The sequence below is a fragment of the Kitasatospora sp. NPDC048298 genome, assembly GCF_043201465.1.
Taxonomy (GTDB): Bacteria; Actinomycetota; Actinomycetes; order Streptomycetales; family Streptomycetaceae; genus Kitasatospora.
Window position 1 is genome coordinate 234,261 of sequence record NZ_JBICYZ010000001.1, and the last position, 17,100, is coordinate 251,360.

Here is a 17,100-nt window from a genome sequence, read left to right on the forward strand (position 1 = left end):
AGCAGCCTGACCAGGGCCGAGCCGGGCCTCCTGGCCCTGACCGTCCCCGCGGGGATGGCCGTTGGCGGTGAGGTGGGGTCGCCCTGTGCCTGGGTGGCGCTCAAGGACGCACTCCTTCGGAACGTCGTGCGAATGGATGGCGATCCATGATCCGAATTCGCCGCCTCCGCACCCCAGGGCCCTTCGGCCCGCCCGCCCGGGGCCGCTGGGCCCGAGTTCCCGGGCCCCGACCGGGACCTCCCGACCGGGCGACCGGGACCTCCCGACCGGGCGACCGGGACCTCCTGACCGGCCGTCGGGCGCTGCTACGGCGTCAGCCGGGCGATCTGCCCGCGCTCCAGCGCCGCGTACACCGTGCCGTCCGGGGCGACGGCGATGCCGTGCGGCTCGGCGCGCTCGCCGGAGATCGGGTACCCGTCCGGTCGGCCGTCCGGCGTGAGCACCCCGATCCGCCCGGCGCCCCACTCGGTGAACCAGAGCCGGCCGTCCGGCCCGGCCGCGATCGCGTGCGGCCTGGCCGAGCGGTCGGCCAGCGGGTACTCCGTCACCTCCCCGTCGACGGTGATCCGCCCGACCAGCCCGCCGCCGATCCCGACGTACCAGAGCGCCCCGTCCGCCCCGGCAGCGATCCCGACCGGCGCGGTGCCCCCGGTGGGCAGCCGGTGGACGGTCACCTCGCCGTCCGTGGCGACCCTCGCCACCGCGTCCGCCTGGTGGAGCGTGCACCACAGGGCGCCGTCCGGCCCGGCCGTGATCAGCGAGGGGAAGGCCCCGTCGACCGGCAGCGGGTACTCCGTCACCTCGCCGTCGACGGTGATCCGCCCGACCCGGTTCGCGTTCAACTCGGTGAACCAGAGCGCCCCGTCGGGCCCCGCGGCGATCCCGTACGGCCCGGCGTCCGCCGTCGGCAGCGCGAAGGACGCCGTCGCCCCGCCCGCGTCGATCCGCCCGATCCGGTGGTCCCGCAACCGGCTGAACCACATCGCCCCGTCCGGCCCCGCCGCGATCACCGCCGGCCCGCACCCGGCCGCCCCGAGCCCGAACCGCTCCACCGCCCCGTCGGGAGCCAGCCGTCCGATCTCCCCGCCGTGCACCAGGGTGAACCAGACACCCCCGTCGGCCCCCACCGCCACCCCGTACGGCCCGGCCCCCGCCCCGGCCACCTCGATCAGCTCCATGAACGCCCCCTCAAGCACTATTGCGACTTGTTTCGCATTAGTGATGATCACACGGCGACTCACGGCCCGGCAAGCGACTTCCCCGCCCGCTCCCGGTCGCCCCGCAGCACGGTGACGACACCCATGCCGGCGGCGCAGACCGGGACGGCGAGCAGGGCGCCGATGATGCCGGCGATGCCGGCGCCGGCCACCACGGCGACCATGATGGTGGCCGGGTGCAGCTCGACCGTGCGGCTCTGGATGACGGGCTGGAGGATGTTGCCCTCGATCAACTGCACCGCGAGCACCACGCCGAGCGCCCACAGGGCCGTACCGAGGCCACCGTTGGCGAGGGCCACGAGCACCGCCGCCGTGCCGGACAGGAACGCGCCGACGAAGGGGATGTAGGCGCCCATGAAGACCAGCGCGCCGAGCCCCGGCGCACCCGGCACGCCGAGGGCGACCAGGCCGATGGTGATGAAGCTCGCGTCGATCAGGGCGATCAGGGTGGTGCCGCGCATGAACCCGGCCATCGCCTCGAAGGCCCGCTCCGCGCAGGCGATCACGGTGGTGGCGCTGCGCTCCGGCAGGTAGGCGCGGATGGCGTCGCCGGTGCGATGCCCGTCCCGGAGGAAGAAGAACACCAGGGCGAGCGCCAGCACCCCGCCGGTGATCACCTGGGTGAGCAGGCCGAGCCCGGAGAGCACCCCGTTGGTGAGGGTGGAGATCAGCGAGTTGGTCTCGCCCCTGGCGTTGCTCAGCGCGTGCTCGATCTTCGCCCCGAAGGGTCCGAGCCAGCCGGCCAGCCGCCGCCCGGCCGCCGGGAGCGAGGAGGCGATCTGCGGGGCGCTGTGCACCAGGGAGTTGACCAGCAGCGCGATCACCCCGCCGACCGCGGCCACCAGCACCGCGCAGGTCAGCCCGGCGGCCAGGCTCCGTCCGACGCCCCGGCGCACCAGCCAGGGCACCACCGGGTGGAGCAGCGAGGCCCCGAGCAGGGCCAGGATGAACGGCACGGTGGCCGCCCGCAGTTCGACCAGCGCGAAGACCACCAGCGAGGCGACGGCGATCAGCAGGATCACCGCCAGCGACCAGGCCGCCGCCTGCCGCAGCGCGGGCGGCAGCATCAGGTACGGCCTGCGGTGGTCCGGCCGCGGCTCCTCACCGGGCGCACGCTCCACGGGCACGGCCACCTCCGCCGGGGGTCGTCGACGTTTCCGAACCGCCCCAGCTCAGCAGAGGTTCCGACGGCCCGCGCGGCGGATCGACCGGGAGCACCCGAACGAGCTACCCGGGTTCCCCGAACCGCACGGACCCGCCCTCACCCGCCCCCGCGAAGGCCGGCACCCGCTCCGCCCCGGCCTCCGTCGCCCGCCGATCGGCCCGACGGCCGCCGAGGTGGTGGACCGGCGCGGCCGGCGCCAGGTCGGTGCTGGCGAGCAGGTGCCGGCGGGCCGGCAGGACCCGGCCGAGCGCCCGCCGCCCGAGGGCCGGTTCGGTCACCGGCGGCCGTCCAGCACCGAGCGCAGCACGCCGATCCGGTTGGAGGTGATGGAGGCGACGCCGGTGTCGCGCAGTCGGCGCATGGTGCGGCGCAGGTCGGCGGTCCAGGTGGACACGGCGAGCCCCTCGCCCGCCGCGGCGGCGGTGAAGTCGGGGGTGACCAGGCCGAACGGCGGGTTGAGGTAGCGCGGGCGCAGGTCGTCCAGCAGGGCGCGCACGGGCATCCGGGGCTGCTTCCAGGTGAGCGCGATCTCGGCGTCGGGGCTGAGTTCGCGCACCGCGAGCATGGCGGTGGTGGGGCCGCAGAAGGCGACGGCCCGTTCGGCGCCGAGGCCGGTGACCACCTCCCAGGTGGCCGCGGCCGGCCCGGCGTCGTCCAGGTCGATCAGCAGCCGGCGGCCCTCGACGGCGGCCACCGCCTTGACCGCCTCGGCGAGGGTGGGGACAGCGAGCGGGCCCCGGCGCAGCTCCTCCAGCTGTTCGGCGGTGACCCGGTCGATCGACCGCGGGTCGCCCCAGAGCCGGCCCAGGGTGCGGTCGTGCAGCAGCACGGGCACCCGGTCGCGGGTGAGCTGGACGTCCACCTCGACGGCGTCGGCCCCGGCGGCGAGCGCGGACTCGACGGAGGGCAGGGTGTTCTCGCGGAAGCGGAACGGGTCGCCGCGGTGGGCGACGGCGAGCGGCTTGGCTGCGGTGTTCATCGGAGTCCTCATTGGTGGATACCCCCGGATTCAGTCAGGGGAGAAAGCGAGACTCCCGCGGAGCGGGACAACAGGTGATTCACTATCAAGTGCGAACCGCGGTGCCGTGACCGGCAGGTTTGGTCTTCACCGGCGGCCGCACTAGTTTGTGAACATGACCACGCGTCAGGTGAGACGGGCGTTCAAGTACCGCTTCTATCCGACCGATGCGCAGGCAGCTGAGCTGTCGCGCACATTCGGGTGCGTGCGAAAGGTCTACAACATGGCGTTGCAGGCCCGAACGGAGGCGTGGACGCTTCGTCAGGAGCGGGTCGGCTACAACGCCACCAGCGCGATGCTGACCGCCTGGAAGAAGACCGAGGAACTGGCCTACCTCGCCGAGGTGTCGTCGGTCCCGTTGCAACAGACACTGCGGCACTTGCAAGGGGCTTTCACCAACTTCTTTCAGAGGCGGGCCGGGTACCCGACATTCAAGTCCCGGAAGAAGTCCCGCCGCTCCGCCGAGTACACCAGCTCGGCGTTCCGGTTCCGGGACGGCCGGCTGACCTTGGCGAAGATGACGGAGCCGCTGGCGATCGTGTGGTCCCGGGCACTGCCGGAGGGCAGCGATCCGAGCACCGTCACCGTGTCGCAGGACAGTGCCGGACGCTGGTTCGTCTCCCTGCTGTGCATCGATCGGCTCGCACCGATGCCGGTGACGGACACCGCTGTCGGCATCGATGTCGGACTCACCTTCCTGCTCACGTTGTCCCGCCCCATCGCGGGTTTGACCGACGACCAGGGGAGGATCCGCAGCCCGAAGCACGAACAGAAGGACCGTGCCCGCCTCACAAAGGCCCAACGCGACCTGTCCCGCAAGGCCGAAGGCAGCAACAACCGGGCGAAGGCGCGGATCAAGGTCGCTCGGGCACATGCCCGTATCGCGGACCGCCGCAGGGATTTCCTGCACAAGGTCACAACCGCTCTCGTGCGTGAGAACCAAACGCTCGTGATCGAAGACCTGGCTGTTCAGAACATGCTCAAGAACCACAAGCTTGCCCGCGCCATCGCTGGTGCTTCGTGGTCCGAGCTGCGGTCCATGCTGGAGTACAAAGCCGACTGGTACGGCAGAGAACTGGTCGTTGTCGACCGATGGTTTCCGTCCTCCAAGCTGTGTTCCGCCTGCGGCACCTTGCGGAGTACGATGCCGCTCAATGTCCGCGAGTGGACGTGCGGCTGCGGTGCGACCCACGACCGGGACGTGAACGCAGCCCTCAACATCCTGGCCGCCGGACTGGCGGTGACAGCCTGTGGAGACGGCGTAGGACCTCAACGGAACACTCCGGGCGGGCAGTCGTCGATGAAGCAGGAAACCTCCCGACCGCAGCGCCCTCGCGTTGCGGCTCAGCCGCGAGGCTGAGGGGAAACCGCCTCCCTGCAGGAGGCGGGAGGAAGTCAACGGATCCTTCCGGCGAGCCAGGGAGTGAGGTCGCGGACGCCGACGTCCTCGCGGTGGCTCGGCTCCCCGGGGACGCTGACGATCAGCGTGGTGGACGGCGGGAAGGTGCGCGCCCTGACGTGCACCAGGTCGGACCAGACGGCGTTCAGGAAGCCGGGGACGCGGTCGCGGTCGACGTCGAAGGCGATGCCCTCGACGGTGACGGTGACCTCGTCGTGGGTGAACAGCCGGACGGTGACGGCGGGGCTGCCGTCGAACTCCAGCAGCGCCTCGTGCGGGATGGCGCCGCAGGCCCCGTCGAGTTCGTCGCCCGGGCCGTCCGGGCCGACCAGCCCGGCGAAGGTCCGGTCGCGGCCGATGTCGTGCTGGGCGCGGACGGTGCGACCGTGCCGGGCGGCCACGGCCTCGATCGCGAGCACGGCGCTCTGGGTGGTCGGCAGGTGCGGGGGTGGCATCCGGGCCTCTCGTTCGGTTCCGGGACTCGTGACGGGGGTCCTGCGGCGAGTCCTGCGGGGACTCGTGCGGGACTCCTGCGGCGACTCGGTGCGACGGCTCCTGCGGGGAGCGTCAGCGCCGTTCGATCATCACATTGGTGGACTTGATGACCGCCGTGGCGGGCGCGCCGGGCACCAGGTTCAGCTCCTCCGCCGACTCCCGGCTGATCAGCGACACCACCCGGAACGGCCCGGCCTGGATCTCCACCTGCGCGGCCACGTCACCGAGCACCACGTCGGTGACGATCCCCGGGAAGCGGTTGCGGGCCGAGGACGGCCGGCCCTCCGTCTCGGCGTTCTCCGGCCGCGCCAGCTCCCGGGCGAAGGCGGCGAGCTCGGCCCCCGGGATGATCCGGTGCCCGTTCTCGTCCCGCGCGGCGGCGACCCGCCCGGCGTCCACCCAGCGCCGCATGGTGTCGGCGCTGACGCCGAGCAGCGCCGCGGCCTCGCCGATGCGGTACGGGTTGGCCGGCGCCTCGGGCTGGCCCATGTGCGTCTCCTGACGGTGGTTCGGGATCGGGAGGCGTGCGCCCCCGCGCCATCCTGCCGTACCGGCGGCACGGACGGTTACGCGAGGGCCGTCACGGCTCGCCGAAGAGGTCGCGCCGCACCGCGTCGCCGGCGGTGAGCACCGCGCCGGCGAGCACCGCGCCGCCGCCCGCCGTACCGGCCCGCACCTCGGTGCTCAGCGGGGAGAGCAGGGCCAGCCGCCGTTCGACCCGGCCGGCCAGCTCCGGCCCGCCGGCCCGGCCGACCTCGCCGCCGAGCACCACGCAGCCGGGGTCCAGCACCACGCAGACGCTCGCCGCGCCGAGTGCGATCCGCTCGGCCAGCTCGTCCAGGAAGCCCTCGCCCGCCGGGCCGGCCGCCAGGGCGGCCCGTATGGCGGCCTCGGCGGCGGAGGCGTCCCCGGCCTGGTCGGCGGGCAGTCCGTGGGCACGGGCCAGCGCGCAGATCGCGGCGCTGCCGACCAGGCCGTGGAAGCCGCCCTCGCAGCTGTCGGCGCTGGGCAGGCCGACGGTGCCGGGGACGGGCAGGAAGCAGATCTCGCCGGTGCCGCCGGAGAAGCCCCGGCGCAGCCGGCCGTCCAGGATCACGGCGGCGCCGACGCTGTGGCCGAGCCAGATCAGCACGAAGGTGTCGCGGTCGCGCGCGGCGCCGACCCGGTACTCGGCGCGCCCGGCCAGGTTGACCTCGTTCTCCGGGATCACCTCGGTGCCGGGCAGCTCCTGCAGCGCGGCGAGGAGTTCGGCGTGCCAGCCGGGGAGCTTGCCGGTGCTCTGCAGCCGCCCGGTGGCCGGGTCGACCAGTCCGGGGGCGCCGACCGCGACGGTGTGCAGCCGTTCGACGCCGACGCCGTGGGCGGTCTCCAGCAGGGTCGCGACGATCGCCCCGGCGGTGTCCGGCCCGCCGTCCCCGTCGACCGGGACCTCGGCGGTGGCCAGGCTGCGCCCGGCCAGGTCGGCGACGACCAGGCTGACGCCGCCGGAGCGGACGTCGACGGCGGCGAGGTGCGCCCGGGAGGCGACCAGCGCGTAGAGCCGGGCGTTGGGGCCGCGCCGTTGTTCTCCGCGCTCACCGACGACGGCCACCAGGCCGGTGCGCTGGAGGCGTTCGAGCAGGTCGGCGACGGTCGGCCGGGACAGGCCGGTGAGGTCGCGCAGCTCGGTCGCGGTGAGGGGCCCCTGTTCGAGCAGGAGGTTGAGCGCCAGCCGGTCGTTGATCGCCCGGGCGGTGCTCGGCGTGGCCGTACGCGCGGTGGTCATGGCAGATCATCCTTCCAGAGCCTTTCTATCAGGATCCCTCCCTGATAATTTATCGACCGTCAAGGGCACTGTCGCGCCCGCGCCGCGCGACCGGGAGGGACACCGCATGACCGGGACCACCACACCACCACCGCCGGAGCCGCTGACCGCGCCGCGCCGGGCCCGGGCGAGCATCGCCCTGGTCTTCTGCGTGCACGGGGCCGTCACCGGCAGCTTCGTCACCCGCATCCCCTGGATCCAGAACCACCTCCACCTCTCGGCCGGCCAGCTCGGACTGGCCCTGGTCATGCCCGCCATCGGCTCCTCCCTCGCCATGCCGCTGGCCGGCCGCTTCGTCCACCGCTACGGCGGCCGGGCCGCGGTGCGCGGACTGCTCTCCCTCTGGTGCCTCGCCCTCGCCCTGCCCGCGCTCGCCCCCTCGCTGCCGGCGCTGTGCGTGGCGCTGCTGGCGTACGGCGCCACCTCGGGGATGGCGGACGTGGCGATGAACGCCCAGGGCGTGGAGATCGAGGAGCGGCTCGGCCGCCCGATCATGTCCGGCCTGCACGGGATGTGGAGCGCGGGCGGTCTGCTGGCCTCCCCCTTCGGCATCCTCGCCGCCCACCTGGACCTCGACGCCCGGCTCCAACTGGCCGTCACCGCGGCGGTCCTGCTCGTCCTCGCCCAGGCCGTCTGCCGCGGCCTGCCGGACATCCGGGCGCACGAGGGCGCGGAGGAGCCGCCGCGGTTCGCCCTGCCGCCGCGCAGCTCGCTGGTGATCGGGCTGGTCGGCTTCTGCGCGGTCTTCGCCGAGGGAGCCTCGATGGACTGGAGCGGCGTCTACCTGCGGGACGTCACCGGCGCCTCGGCCACCGTCGCCGCCGCCTCGTACACCGCCTTCTCGCTCACCATGGCGGTCAGCCGGCTCGCCGGGGACGCGGTGATCCGCCGCCTCGGCGCCGTCCGCACCACCCGCATCGGCGGCGCCGTCGCCACCGCCGGCGGCCTGCTGGTGGTCGCCGCCGACAGCCCGGCCCTGGCCATCCCCGGCTTCGGCCTGATCGGCATCGGCATCGCGGTGATCGTCCCGCTCGCCTTCGCCGCGGCCGGCCGGATCGGCACCAATCCCAGCCAGGCCATCGCCGGTGTCGCCACCGTCACCTACACCTCCGGCCTGATCGCCCCCGCGGTCATCGGCGCCCTCGCCCAGGCCACCTCGCTGACCGTCTCCTTCGGGCTGGTCACCGCGCTCGCCTGCGCCCTGCTGCTGAGCGCCGGGGCGCTGCGGCTGGCCGAGCGGAATTCCGGCCGCGAAGGCACCCCCGGAAAAACGCCGCCGGCAAAAGCGGGCCCGGTGAAAACGTGACCACACCGTCACCGGAAAAGCCTTCCGGAAAAGATCTCCACGCGATATGATGGTGAATTCCCGAGGGAATTCCCGGCTAAGGTCTCGAACCGCCGGGCGCAGCCGCGCCCGGCGGTTCTTCGTGTTCCGCGAGAGGGATTCCCCGTGTGCTACGACCCGGACGCCGCCCCGCCCGCCTTCGCACCCGCCCCGTGGCCGCTGGCCGAGGCCGCCCCACTGGTCCTGACCTCGGCCGACGGCACCCGCTTCGGTGCCTTCCTGGCCCGCCCGGAGATCGCCACCGGGCCGGGCATGCTCGTCCTGCCGGACAACAAGGGCCTTTCCGCGTTCTACCGGCAGACCGCCGCCCGACTCGCCGAACAGGGCCACCCGGCGCTCGTCCTCGACTACTACGGCCGCACCGCCGGCGCATTCCCGGAAAAGCGGCCGGCGGAATTCGGCGAACTGCCGAACCTGCTCCCCCACCTGCTCGCGCTCACCCCCGAGGGGCTGGACGCCGACATCACCGCCGCCCTGGCCCGGCTGCGCGCCGTCGGGCCCGCCGAGGTGGTCGCGCTCGGCTTCTGCTTCGGCGGCCGGCAGGCCTTCCGTACCGCCGCGCCGCGCTTCGGCCTGGCCGGCGCCGTCGGCTACTACGGCTACCCGGACGCCATCAACGGCGCCCCGGGGCCCACCCAGCTGGCCGGGGAGCTGACCGCCCCGATCCTCGCCTTCTGGGGCGGTGCCGACGAGCACATCCCGGCGGACACCGTCGCGGCCTTCGACGCGGCCCTCACCACCGCCGGCTGCCCGCACGAGTTCGTCAAATATCCACGCGCACCGCACAACTTCTTCGAACTCTCCGCTGTCGAACACGCCGACGCGGCCAGGGATTCCTGGCAACGCCTGCTGGGATTCCTCGCCCGGCCGCGTCAGGTGCACTGACCACGGAGGTCGAACAGATGCCCCTCAGAGCCCGTCTCTCCACCGCCGCCGCCGTCCTCGCCACCGCGGCGGTGGCCCTCACCGCCCCGCCCGCCACCGCGTCCACCGCCACCTCTGCCTCCACCACCGCCGACTTCGGGCCCGCCGAGATCCGCACCGGGATGTACGCCGGGCCGAACGACCTCTGCCTGGAGGTCGCCGACTGGCGCACCGACAACGGCGCCCCGGTCCGGATCTGGACCTGCACCGGCGGCGACAACCAGAAGTGGACCCAGACCGCCCAGGGCTGGATCAACCTGCACAGCGGCAAGTGCCTGGAGATCGCCGCCTTCAGCAAGGTCCCGGGCACCCAGGCCAGCCAGTGGAGCTGCAACGGAGGCCGCAACCAGCAATGGAGCGACCCGCCGGCCAGCCACCCCGGCACCCCGCGCCGGATCGTGAACGCCAACAGCGGCCAGGTCCTCGACGTCTCCGGCGGCGTCATCGACAACGGCACCCCGGTGATCCAGTGGCAGTACCTCTCGGGCGCCTACAACCAGTACTGGCACTACAACCCGGAGAAGAGCCCGTACAGCTGAGCCGGGACCCGGCGCGGGCGGGGCCCGGGCACCGGTTAGGCTCGGGCGGTGTTCGAGCCCGATGCCGTTCCCGCGCCGCCCGTCGTGGCCCTTCCCGCGCCGCCCGTCGCGCCGCCGGCGCCCGCCGCCGTCCAGTCGCGTTCGCCCTGGTGGCGGTTCGCCCTGCTGGTGGCGGTGCTCGCGGCGGCCGCCGGGTCGCTGCTGCTGTGGAGCCCGACGGAGCTGCTGTCCGGCGGGCTGTCGGAGCGGATGCCGGGGTACTGGTTCGGCCCGCTGTTCGCCCTGGTCTACGCGGTGGGGACACTCGCCTTCGTGCCCCGGCCGGCGCTCAACGCGGCGGCCGGGCTGCTGCTCGGCATCCAGCAGGGCGTGCTGCTGGCGGTGCTCGGCACCACGGTGGGCGCCGCCCTGGCCTTCGTGCTCGGGCGGGGCCTGGGCCGCGAGGCGCTGCGCCCGTACCTGCGCGGCAAGGTGCTCGGGACGCTGGACCGGCGGTTCACCGAGCAGGGCTTCCGCAGCGTGCTGGTGCTGCGGCTGCTGCCGGGCATGCCGTTCCAGGCCGCCAACTACGGCGCGGCCTTCTCCGGCGTCCGCTTCCTGCCCTTCGTGCTGGCCACCGCGATCGGCGTGGTGCCGACCACCGCGGTGTACGTCACGGCGGCGGCCAGCGCGGGCCGGCCGGGCTCGGCGGCCTTCCTGCTGTCGGCCGGGGTGATCGCGCTGCTGGTGCTGGGCAGCGTGGTCGGCCTGTGGCGGACGGCCCGCACCCGACGCCAAGCGACGGCGGGCTGAACCCGGCGCAAGCAAGCCACCATGCCCCCGCGGCGTAAAATCGTTCGCGCCCGGGCGCGGCCGGACGCCAGGATGGCGCGCATGACCGAAACGGACCCGCGGGTGGACCCGCCGACGACGGCCGACGAGGCCGCCACCCTGACCGCCTTCCTCGACTACCACCGCGACACCCTCGCGCTGAAGTGCGAGGGCCTGACCGACGACCAGCTGCGGCTGCGCTCCGTCCCGCCGTCCAACCTCTCGCTGCTGGGCCTGGTCCGGCACATGGCCGAGGTGGAGCAGTACTGGTTCCAGTCCGTCCTGCTCGGGCAGGAGATCACCAACGGCCACTTCTGGACACAGGAGAACGAGGACGGCGACTTCGACGACGTCGACACCGCCGACGTCGCGGCCGACTTCGCCACCTGGCGCGCCGAGGTCGAGGCCGCCCGCGGCGCCGCCGCCGGCCTGCCGCTGGACACCGTCGGCAAGAAGCCGCGCCGGGGCGAGCCGGTGACGCTGCGCTGGATGCTCACCCACATGATCGAGGAGTACGCGCGACACAACGGCCACGCGGATCTTCTGCGCGAATTGATCGACGGTGCGACCGGCGAGTGACGCCGCGGGTGAAATCGTTTCCGCATTGTTGACAGAAGGTCAATTACGCCGTGACGGCGACCGATAAGGTCAACGCGCGCAACCGTACGACGCTGCGCCGCGTCAGTGGGAGTGCCCGGGTTCGCCCGGGTTTCCGGCGCGGCACGACTCGTACGGGGGTTGCGAGCGGGCACGGGACCGGTGAACAGTGCGATACTCGGACAGTTCCGACGAGTGGATGACGTGTCAAGAACGGCACGCGACCCCGGGGGACCAGGACGGGACGAGGCAGGGAGGCGCGGCATGGGAGCACTTCGCGACGAGCACCACAACGGGTGGCTGATGCCCTCGGGGAACTACCCGGCCGCGGTGTACGACGACGAGTGGGTCGATCAGGAGACGGTTCCGGCCGTCCCCGCGCCCGCGAAGATCGTCTCCCTGCGGCCGACGGGCTTCGAGGCGGCCCGGACGGTCGGTGAGCACATCCGGGCGAGCACCCCGGTGGTCATGGACCTCACCGAGATGGCGGAGGCCGAGGCCAAGCGCATGGTCGACTTCGCCTCCGGGCTGATCTTCGGCACCAGGGGCGGCATCGAGCGGATCGCCAAGCGGGTGTTCCTGCTCACCCCGGCCGACGTCGAGGTCATGGTGATCGACCGCCCGATGGACGACACCGGCTTCTACAACCAGAGCTGAGCCGCCGCAACAGGGCCGAGCAGAGCCGCGACGGCGACACCCCGGAACCGGGGACGGTACACCCACCGTCCCCGGTTTTTTGCTGCCCGGACACCGATCCCCCACGCCTCAGCTGAGAGCCGGAAATCAATAATGAGACATCCATGTCTCACATGAACTAGACTCGACTCATGGCCACCGATCGCGACACCGTCCTGGAAGCCGCCGTCGGCGTGCTCTCCCGCCGCCCGACCGCCCACCTGGACGAGATCGCGCGCGCCGCCGGCATCAGCCGCGCCACGCTGCACCGGCTCTTCCCGGGGCGCGACGCGCTGATCCGCGAGATCGGCCTGCTCGGACTGCGCCGGTTCGCCACCGCGCTGGACACCGCCGAGGTCGAGCAGGGTGACGCCGAGGCCGCGCTGCGCCGCCTGGTGGACGCCTCCGTCCCGGACGCCACACTCTGCGCCTTCCTGGCCGGCGAGAACCAGCTCTACGAGCACGACGACATCAACGACCTCTGGGAGGTCCAGATCGCCCGGCTGCACGCGTTGTTCCTGCGCGGCCAGCAGCAGGGCGTGTTCCGCATCGAGCTGAGCGCCGCCTGGCTGAGCGAGGCCTTCTTCGACCTGGTGGCCGGAGTCGGCTGGGCCATCCAGGACGGCCGGCTCGCCCCGCGCGACGCCGCCTTCTCGCTCGCCGAGCTGTTCCTCGGCGGCGCGCTGCGCAGACCGGACGCCTGCACTCCCGCCGCCACCTCCCCCACCCACAGCACCGCCGACCACAGGCCGGACACCGATATTCCATGAGTGAGCGAAGCGAACGAATCATCAAGAGGCGCGCATTGTGCGAAGCGCCTGCCGAGCGAAGCGAGGTGGGAGCGTGAGCACCCTGACCGCCCGCCAGCGCTGGACCGGCCTCGCCGTCCTCGTCCTGGCCGTGACCGTGGTCGCCCTGGACGCGACCGTCCTCTCCCTCGCCATCCCGTCGATCAGCGAGACGCTGCGCCCCAGCGGCACCCAGCTGCTCTGGATCGGCGACTCCTACTCCTTCGTCCTGGCCGGCCTGCTGGTCAGCATGGGCGCCCTGAGCGACCGGATCGGCCGCAAGAAGCTGCTGCTGGCCGGGTCCGCCGCGTTCGGCGCCGCCTCGCTGCTGGCCGCGTACGCGCCGAGCGCCGGTTGGCTGATCCTGGCCCGCGCGCTGCTCGGCGTGGCCGGGGCGACGATCATGCCCTCCACCCTCTCGCTGATCCGCGGGCTCTTCCCGGACGACCGGGAGCGGGCCACCGCGATCGGCATCTGGGGTGCGGCGGCCACCGCCGGCGCCGCCCTCGGGCCGGTGGTCGGCGGGGTGCTGCTGGAGCACTTCTGGTGGGGCTCGGTGTTCCTGATGAACATCCCGGTGCTGATCCTGCTGCTGGTGTCCGGCGCCTGGCTGCTGCCGGAGTCCAAGGACCCGAAGCCGGGCCGCTGGGACGTGCTGAGCGTGTTCCTGTCGATGGCCGGTGTGATCGGCGTGGTGTACGCGGTCAAGGAGGCCGCCGCACACGGCGTGGACCGCTGGGACGTGCCGGTCGCCTTCGTGCTGGGCGCCGCCGCGCTGTTCGCCTTCGTCCGCCGCCAGCTGCGGCTGGAGACCCCGCTGCTCGACGTCCGGCTGTTCCGCGACCGGCGGTTCACCGCGGCCGTCTCGGCCTCGCTGATCTCCCTGGTCGGACTCTCCGGCGTGATCTTCGTGGTCTCGCAGTACCTCCAGCTGGTCCGCGGCTACCAGCCGCTCCAGGCCGGCCTGGCCGAGTTGCCGGCCTTCGCCGGCTCGGTGGCCGGCGGACTGCTGACCGCCGCGATCGCCCGGCGCTTCGGCGCCCGCAAGGCGCTGACGGCCTGTCTGCTGGCGATGGGTCTGGGCGTGGGCGCGCTCGGCTGGCTGTCGCAGGACACCACCTACCTGCTGCTGGCCGCCTCCTTCCTGCTGGTCGGAACGGCCGAGGGCGTCGTCTACACGCTCGGCGCCGACCTGGTGCTGAGCGCCGCGCCCGCCGACAAGGCCGGCGCCGCCTCGGCGGTCTCGGAGACGGCGTACGAGCTGGGCACCGCGCTCGGCATCGCGCTGGTGGGCTCGGTGGTCGGCTCGATGTACGCGAGCGGTCTGGCCGTCCCGGCCGGGACGGACCCGGCGGCCGCCGCCCGGGCCGGCGAGTCGCTGGGCTCGGCCGTCGAGACGGCCCAGGGCCTGTCGCCGGAGCTCGCCCAGCCGCTGCTGGCGAGTGCCCGGGAGTCCTTCGTCCACGGCATGAACAGCGCCGGACTGCTGGCCGCCGCGCTGCTGGTCGGTGCGGCCGTGATGGCCTGGCGGCTGCTGCGCGGGCTCTCCGAGCGGCGGGCCGGGGCGGAGACCGGCGCGGAGGGCACGGTCGACGCGCCGGCCGTCCAGCCGAAGGTCGACGCGTAGCGACCCGCAAGGGCGCCCGAGAACGGATGAGAACGGCCGTTTCCCCCTGGGGAACGGCCGTTCTCGTCCGCGGAACGGTCGTTCCTACGAGGCCCCGAAGGGCAGCTCCAGCTCCGCCCAGACCACCTTGCCGTCCCGGGTGAGCCGGCTGCCCCAGCGCTGGGCCAGCTCGCTGACCAGGAACATCCCGCGCCCGCCCTCGTCCTGCTCGGCGAACGGGCGCAGCTGCGGGGTCTGGCCGCCGGCGTCGGAGACCTCCACGGTGAGCACCCGGTCGCGGAACAGTCTCAGCCGGCGCGGGGCGTCCGCGTGCAGCAGGGCGTTCGTGACCAGCTCGCTGACCAGCAGTTCGGCGTAGTCGGTGAGCGCGGACAGGCCCCAGGCCTCGAGGGTGGCGCGGGTGAAGCGGCGGGCCCTGCCGGGCAGCCGGCCGCCGCCGGACAGCGGCAGGCTGGCGATCCGGTCGGCGGGCAGCGGGAGCACCCGGGCCATGATCATCGCGATGTCGTCCTCGGTGCCGTCGGTGACCAGCGCGGCGAGGACGGCGTCGCAGCTCTCCTCCAGGGTCCGGCCGGGGCCGGCCAGGGTGCGGGCGAGCTGGTCGATCCCGGCGTCCAGGTCCTGGCCGCGCCGCTCGACCAGGCCGTCGGTGTAGAGCGTGACCATGCCGCCCTCGGGGATGGTGAACTCGATCGACTCGAAGGCCACCCCGCCGACGCCCAGCGGCACCCCGGGCGGCACGTCCACCCGGGTGGCGGTGCCGTCGGGGGCGACCCGGACCGGCGGCAGGTGTCCGGCCGAGGCGACCTGGACGGTGCGCTCCAGCGGGTCGTACACCGCGCAGATGCAGGTGGCGAACTGGCCCTCGCCGATTCCCGAGGCGGTCTCGTCCAGTCGGGTGAGGACCTGTTCGGGCGGCATGTCGAGGGTGGCGAGGGTCCGGGCGACGGTGCGCAGCTGGCCCATCGTGGCGGCGGCCCGGATGCCGTGGCCCATCACGTCGCCGACCACCAGGGCGACCCGCCCGCAGGACAGCGGCACCACGTCGAACCAGTCGCCGCCGACCTCGCTGACCACGCTGCTGGGCAGGTAGCGGTAGGCGATCTCCAGGCCGAGGGTGCGGTGCACCTCCTGCGGCAGCAGGCTGCGCTGGAGGGTCAGGGCGGTCTCCCGCTCGCGGCGGTAGAGCCGGGCGTTGTCGAGCGCCAGCGCGGTGCGGGCGACCAGTTCCTCGGCGAGGGCGACGTCGGCGGCGGTGAACGGCTGGGGGTTGCGCATCCGGATGAACTCGGAGCCGCCGAGCACCATGCCCCTGGCGGTGATCGGCACCATCAGGTACGAGTGGATGCCGGCCGCCATGCCGGGGGCCACCCGGTCCTCGCTGGCCACCAGTCCGCGCAGCGCCTCCTCGTCCACGCGGGCGCGCAGCAGCGGCTTCCCGCTGCGCAGGCACTGGACGTAGCTGCGGTCGGGGGCGTACTCGGAGGTCTCGCCGATCACGTCCACGGCGTGCGCGAGGCCGGTCTCGTAGGACTCCCCGACGGCGACGGCGCGCAGCGTGATGTTGCGGTCGGAGGGGATCGCGGTGGGCTCGGCGCCGCGCAGCACCGGCTCCAGCAGATCGACGGTGGCGAAGTCGGCGAACCGGGGGACGACGGCCTCGATCAGCTCCTCGGCGGTGCGCTGGAGGTCGAGGGTGGTGCCGATCCGGGCGGTCGCCTCGGCGATCATGGCGAGCCGTTCCTGGGCGCGGGCGGCGCGGGCCTCGGCCTGGAAGCGCTCGGTGACGTCGATGATCGAGGAGCAGACGCCGAAGATCCGGCCGGTGGAGTCCTGCAGCCGGAAGTAGGAGGCGGACCAGGCGTGGTCCCGCTTGGGGTCGCCGGGGACCCTGCCGTGCGAGCGGGCGTCCAGGGCGGGCTTGCCGGTCTTGAGCACCTGGCGCATGATCTGCTCGATCTCGGCGCTGTTGATGCCGGGCAGGACGACGGGTATCCGGCGGCCGAGGTGGGCGGCGACCGGTACCCCGTTCATCCGGGCGAGTGCCTCGTTGATCCGGACGTAGCGCAGCTCGGTGTCGTAGACGGCCATGCCGATCGGCGAGCGGTCGAAGATGCCGTCGAGCACCGCGAGGTCGGCCTCGACGGCGTGCAGGGCGCGGGTGTCGGAGGCGGTGGCGAGCAGCAGCAGGGTGCCGGCCGGGCCGGCGATCGGGTAGGTGCGGAACTCCAGGTCGACCTTGTGGCCGTCGCGGTGGCGGACCGGGAAGACACCGGACCAGCCGGTGCCGCTCATGATCCGCTGGAAGAGTTCGAGCACCTCGGAGCGGTCGGACTCGTCGGTGAGCAGCTGGGCGGCGTAGCTGCCGACGGCCTCCTCGGCGGTGTATCCCAGGAGGGTCTCGGCGTCCTCGCTCCAGTGCAGGATCAGTCCGTCGCCCTGGAGCAGCGCCGTCGCGAACGGGACGAGCCGGTGGCCTTCGGGGTGCGCGCCCTCGGGGCGGCCCGGGGTACCGCCCGGTGCCGGGTCGGCGGCGTCGGCAGCGTCCCACTCGTGTCCGTGCATGATCAGGCAGCACCCCGGTTCGGCTCGTGCCCGGCCGGTTGGGCCTCGCGGTCCGTGCCGGCCGGGTTCTTCTCCAGACTGCACGGACATCGGCCGCCCGGCGACCCCTTGGTCAGGGGCCTCCGGCCGCTC

At 73.4% G+C, this 17,100-nt stretch carries 17 protein-coding genes; 9 read left to right on the top strand and 8 right to left on the bottom strand.

All coding sequences use genetic code 11. The features are described from left to right. Nucleotides 1-305: 305 nt before the first annotated feature. The 4 genes from ACGF0D_RS00370 to ACGF0D_RS00385 form a co-directional block, all read right to left on the bottom strand. Nucleotides 306-1,178 carry a virginiamycin B lyase gene (locus ACGF0D_RS00370; RefSeq protein ID WP_392913249.1) on the bottom strand — a complete coding sequence of 291 codons (873 nt, stop codon included), beginning with the start codon at nt 1,176-1,178 and terminating at the stop codon, nt 306-308. A gap of 59 nt (nt 1,179-1,237) precedes the next feature. Then, the gene (locus ACGF0D_RS00375) at nt 1,238-2,338 is read right to left on the bottom strand and encodes an AI-2E family transporter (protein WP_392871297.1); all 1,101 of its coding nucleotides are present in this window, start codon (nt 2,336-2,338) and stop codon (nt 1,238-1,240) included. 106 nt (nt 2,339-2,444) lie between these two features. Beyond that, the gene (locus tag ACGF0D_RS00380; protein ID WP_392913251.1) at nt 2,445-2,660 is read right to left on the bottom strand and encodes a hypothetical protein; all 216 of its coding nucleotides are present in this window, start codon (nt 2,658-2,660) and stop codon (nt 2,445-2,447) included. Further along, nucleotides 2,657-3,361 carry a glycerophosphodiester phosphodiesterase gene (locus ACGF0D_RS00385; protein WP_392913253.1) on the bottom strand — a complete coding sequence of 235 codons (705 nt, stop codon included), beginning with the start codon at nt 3,359-3,361 and terminating at the stop codon, nt 2,657-2,659. Before ACGF0D_RS00385 ends, ACGF0D_RS00380 begins: the two co-directional genes overlap by 4 nt. Before the next feature lie 154 nt (nt 3,362-3,515). On the opposite strand from ACGF0D_RS00385, the gene ACGF0D_RS00390 reads away from it, so the two are divergent. Continuing rightward, nucleotides 3,516-4,760, top strand: a complete 1,245-nt coding sequence (locus ACGF0D_RS00390; RefSeq protein ID WP_392913255.1) for an RNA-guided endonuclease InsQ/TnpB family protein — start codon at nt 3,516-3,518, stop codon at nt 4,758-4,760. Between the two features lie 35 nt (nt 4,761-4,795). Here ACGF0D_RS00390 and ACGF0D_RS00395 read toward each other — a convergent pair whose 3' ends face one another. The 3 genes from ACGF0D_RS00395 to ACGF0D_RS00405 form a co-directional block, all read right to left on the bottom strand. Next, entirely contained in the window at nt 4,796-5,254 is a 459-nt protein-coding gene (locus ACGF0D_RS00395) for a hypothetical protein (protein ID WP_392913257.1), read from the bottom strand. Between the two features lie 112 nt (nt 5,255-5,366). Then, nucleotides 5,367-5,783 (bottom strand): molybdopterin-binding protein, encoded by a 417-nt coding sequence (locus ACGF0D_RS00400; RefSeq protein ID WP_392871285.1) that lies wholly within the window; start codon nt 5,781-5,783, stop codon nt 5,367-5,369. 91 nt (nt 5,784-5,874) lie between these two features. Continuing rightward, nucleotides 5,875-7,059, bottom strand: coding sequence for an ROK family transcriptional regulator (locus tag ACGF0D_RS00405; RefSeq protein WP_392913259.1), 1,185 nt, complete (start codon nt 7,057-7,059; stop codon nt 5,875-5,877). Nucleotides 7,060-7,165: 106 nt separating this feature from the next. Here ACGF0D_RS00405 and ACGF0D_RS00410 point away from each other — a divergent pair, with 106 nt between their 5' ends. The 8 genes from ACGF0D_RS00410 (at nt 7,166) to ACGF0D_RS00445 (ending at nt 14,403) form a co-directional block, all read left to right on the top strand. Next, nucleotides 7,166-8,404 carry an MFS transporter gene (locus ACGF0D_RS00410; protein ID WP_392913261.1) on the top strand — a complete coding sequence of 413 codons (1,239 nt, stop codon included), beginning with the start codon at nt 7,166-7,168 and terminating at the stop codon, nt 8,402-8,404. Between the two features lie 144 nt (nt 8,405-8,548). Next, nucleotides 8,549-9,328, top strand: coding sequence for a dienelactone hydrolase family protein (locus tag ACGF0D_RS00415; protein WP_392913263.1), 780 nt, complete (start codon nt 8,549-8,551; stop codon nt 9,326-9,328). A 17-nt stretch (nt 9,329-9,345) separates the two neighbouring features. Next, nucleotides 9,346-9,906 carry an RICIN domain-containing protein gene (locus tag ACGF0D_RS00420; protein WP_392913265.1) on the top strand — a complete coding sequence of 187 codons (561 nt, stop codon included), beginning with the start codon at nt 9,346-9,348 and terminating at the stop codon, nt 9,904-9,906. Between the two features lie 48 nt (nt 9,907-9,954). Next, entirely contained in the window at nt 9,955-10,698 is a 744-nt protein-coding gene (locus tag ACGF0D_RS00425) for a TVP38/TMEM64 family protein (protein WP_392871270.1), read from the top strand. Between the two features lie 81 nt (nt 10,699-10,779). Next, nucleotides 10,780-11,295: a DinB family protein gene (locus ACGF0D_RS00430; RefSeq protein WP_392913267.1), complete on the top strand. Its 516-nt coding sequence runs from the start codon at nt 10,780-10,782 to the stop codon at nt 11,293-11,295. 282 nt (nt 11,296-11,577) lie between these two features. After that, complete coding sequence (locus tag ACGF0D_RS00435; RefSeq protein WP_392871264.1) at nt 11,578-11,970, top strand: cell division protein SepF; 393 nt, start codon at nt 11,578-11,580, stop codon at nt 11,968-11,970. 170 nt (nt 11,971-12,140) lie between these two features. After that, on the top strand, nt 12,141-12,758 hold the full coding sequence (locus ACGF0D_RS00440; RefSeq protein WP_392913270.1) for a TetR/AcrR family transcriptional regulator: 618 nt from the start codon (nt 12,141-12,143) through the stop codon (nt 12,756-12,758). Between the two features lie 73 nt (nt 12,759-12,831). Continuing rightward, nucleotides 12,832-14,403, top strand: a complete 1,572-nt coding sequence (locus ACGF0D_RS00445; protein WP_392913272.1) for an MFS transporter — start codon at nt 12,832-12,834, stop codon at nt 14,401-14,403. 84 nt (nt 14,404-14,487) lie between these two features. Here ACGF0D_RS00445 and ACGF0D_RS00450 read toward each other — a convergent pair whose 3' ends face one another. Then, nucleotides 14,488-16,968, bottom strand: coding sequence for a SpoIIE family protein phosphatase (locus tag ACGF0D_RS00450; RefSeq protein WP_392871255.1), 2,481 nt, complete (start codon nt 16,966-16,968; stop codon nt 14,488-14,490). Between the last annotated feature and the right edge of the window lie 132 nt (nt 16,969-17,100).